The sequence below is a fragment of the Actinomyces oris genome (genome assembly GCF_001937445.1).
Classification (GTDB): domain Bacteria; phylum Actinomycetota; class Actinomycetes; order Actinomycetales; family Actinomycetaceae; genus Actinomyces; species Actinomyces acetigenes.
In genome coordinates this window covers 1-2,884 of record NZ_MSKS01000070.1, presented here as the reverse complement: position 1 = coordinate 2,884, position 2,884 = coordinate 1, and the positions used below count along the sequence as shown (strand labels likewise).

The window sequence follows — 2,884 nt, the reverse complement described above, 5'->3', positions numbered from 1 at the left end:
CTTGACGGTCGACGACTCCGGGTCCTCCACCGCGGCGGACACGGCCGCACACTCGGCGCTGGCGGAGCAGTGGGCGCTGAACTGCTCCTCGGAGCGCATCGGCACGTTGAGCAGCACCCACAGGATGACGGTGGTCAGGGTGATGATCGTGCCGGCCTTCTTCACGAAGCCCATGCAGGCGTCCCACACCATGATGAGGACCGTGCGTGGCCGCGGCAGCCGGTAGGGCGGCATCTCCATGTAGAAGGGCAGCAGCACCCCGCCGCGGTCGGTGAGGCGCTTGACCACCCAGGCGGCCGCCATCGCGGAGACCGCGCCCAGCAGGTAGAGGGCGAACATGACGGTTCCGCGTGCGCCCAGCGGCCCGATCTTCGCGTCGGCGGGCACCATAATGGAGGTGAGCAGGACGTAGACGGGCAGGCGGGCCGAGCAGGTCATGAGCGGGGCGGCCAGCATCGTGGCCACCCGGTCCTTGGCGCTGGGCAGCGTGCGGGTGGCCATGATCCCGGGGATCGCGCAGGCCAGTGAGGACAGCAGCGCCACGAAGGCCCGCCCCTCCAGCCCAGCCCGGCTCATGATCCGGTCCATGAGGAAGGCGGCGCGCGACATGTACCCCACGCCCTCCAGGACGGCGATGATGAGGAACATGATGATGATCTGGGGGATGAAGGTGAGCACCGCGCCCACACCCCCGATGAGACCATCCCCCAGGAGCCCGGCGATGAGCGGGTGGGACTGGTCGAGCCACTCGTGCACCAGCTGCCCCAGGTCCCCGAAGCCGTCCTCGATGGCGCCCTTGAAAGGCTCGGCCCAGGTGAAGATCGCCTGGAAGAAGATGTACATGATGGCGAAGAACACCAGGGACCCCAGGACGGGGTTGAGCAGGACCCGGTCGACGACGGTCGTGATGCGGTCCTGCTGGGGCGCCTGGTAGTCCGCGGCGGCCAGAATGGAGTCGGCCCAGGAAGCCACCTCGGTGGGTGTCGTCGGCGCGGGCAGTGGCGGGCGCTGCCACTCGGAGAGCTCGGTGAGGCGCTTGCGCAGCTCGGGGATGCCGATGCCGCGGTTGCCGACGACCCGCACGGCGGGGATCCCCAGGGCCTGCCCGAGGGCCGCCACGTCCAGGCGCCCGGCGCGCCGCGTGAGCTCGTCGGTCATGGTGACTGCCAGGCAGGTCGGCAGCCCCAAGGACAGGGCCTCGGCGACGAAGTTCATGCCGCGCTGCAGCGTCGTGGCGTCGACGACGACCACGAGGGCGTCGGGAACGGAGACGCCCTGCGAGGTGTCGGTGAGGACGTCGTGGACGATCTGCTCGTCGGGGCTGATCGGGTCCAGGGAGTAGGCACCCGGCAGGTCCTCGATGGTCAAGCTGGTCTCGCCGATCCGGCAGGTCCCTAGTGACCGCGTCACGGTGACGCCGGGGTAGTTGCCGGTCTTGGCGCGCAGGCCGGTCAGGGCGTTGTAGATGGAGGTCTTGCCAGCGTTGGGGGCCCCGGCCAGGGCGACGCGCGGGGCGTCGGCCACCAGGGTCTTGGAGCTGGAGGATCCGCAGTGGCAGTCGGGGGCGCCGGCGACCTCGGAGTGTGCGCAGTGGTCGCTCATGGGAGCTGCTCCTGACGCTCGGGGGCGGCGGCCTGCTGCCCGGTGAGGGGCTCGACGACGTCGTCCTCGGCCTCGGTGAGGACCTCGACCTGGACCATGCGAGCCTCGTGGCGGCGCAGGCACAGCTCATAGTCGGCGACGAGATAGACCACCGGGTCGCCCAGCGGGGCGCGGCGCAACGGCGTCACGGTCCGGCCGGGCACGAAGCCCAGGTTGCTCAGCCGCTTGGAGATGGGGTCGTCGGCCGTGTCCTCTTGCAGGCCGATAACCCGGCCGCTGGTTCCCAGACGCAGGTCGGATAAGGACGTGTGCGCGGAAGACGGGGTGCCACCGGTGCCGACCGGCGTCGTCGTGCCGTGGTGTGAGACTGCAGTCGCCATGTTGCCCTCGGAGCTCCTCGGATCCTTGAGTCTGTTATCGGTCGTGATGCGGGCTTGCGCACCAACCATGACAGTCTAAGGTAAGGCTTTGCTATCTTCAGGTTCTTGAGGTGTCTCCGACACAGATCAGGGGACGGGGTCCACGCCCGCCACGCGCCGAGCCGGGCATTTCTCGCGTAGCCCCACCGTTTTTCTGTAGGGCTACGCGAAAAATGCCCGGCTCGGGGAAGAATTACGCATCGACCCGGCGGACCTCGACCAGCCAGGGGCAGCGGCGCCGCAGCAGGTGCTCGAAGCGCGCGTGCATCGTGATCTCCGCGGCCGGGCAGTGGTCGCAGGCTCCCTCCATGGCGATCTCGACGACGCCGTCACGCACCGAGTGCACTACGAGCGCTCCCCCGTGGCTGTTGACGAAGGTCCCCAGGGAGCCGTCGGCGATCTGTCGGGCGGCGGCCTCCAGGGCGTCGTCGGGGCCGGAGACGCGGGCGGTGGCGGCGCCCTTCCACGACTTCGGGGCGCCCAGGGCGTCGACCAGCGCGGATCGCACCCGGGCCCCCTCCGTGTGCCAGTCGTGGCCGGTTCCCAGGAGGGTGAGCACCCCGCCGCCGTCGACCCTCACCGAGCGCAGGGTGCCGTCGTCCATGAGCTCCTGGAGAAGCGCCGGGGCCTGGGCGACTTCCCCGGTGAAGGGCAGCAGGCCGTCGGGAATGACCCATCGCAGCACGTCGGGGTCCGGCGTGGTTGTCGGGTGCGTGGGAACGACGGGCACGGCCGCCTCACCTCTCCTGCTGTCCGGGGTGCCCCCACCGTCGGTGGGGGCACCGTCCTGGTTGCTGCTTCGTTCTGCTCCACCTACATGAAGGCTGCCACGAGTGCGCGGCTGAGGGCCGCCATGACCCAGG

General features: G+C 69.9%; 3 protein-coding genes. All 3 read right to left on the bottom strand.

Translation table 11 applies throughout. The features are described 5' to 3' along the window. On the bottom strand, nucleotides 1–1,602 hold a 1,602-nt coding region (gene feoB / locus BKH20_RS13370; protein ID WP_075391450.1), incomplete at its 3' end, for a ferrous iron transporter B. After that, on the bottom strand, nucleotides 1,599–1,982 hold the full coding sequence (locus BKH20_RS13365) for a FeoA family protein (RefSeq protein ID WP_075391449.1): 384 nt from the start codon (nucleotides 1,980–1,982) through the stop codon (nucleotides 1,599–1,601). The genes BKH20_RS13365 and feoB, both read right to left, overlap by 4 nt. 232 nt (nucleotides 1,983–2,214) lie before the next feature. After that, nucleotides 2,215–2,751 carry a NifU family protein gene (locus BKH20_RS13360; RefSeq protein ID WP_075391448.1) on the bottom strand — a complete coding sequence of 179 codons (537 nt, stop codon included), beginning with the start codon at nucleotides 2,749–2,751 and terminating at the stop codon, nucleotides 2,215–2,217. Nucleotides 2,752–2,884: the final 133 nt, after the last annotated feature.

What these genes read in the sequence shown, in the direction of transcription:
- BKH20_RS13365 (WP_075391449.1), bottom strand. Translation starts at nt 1,982, where the DNA reads ATGGCGACTGCAGTCTCACACCACGGCACGACGACGCCGGTCGGCACC.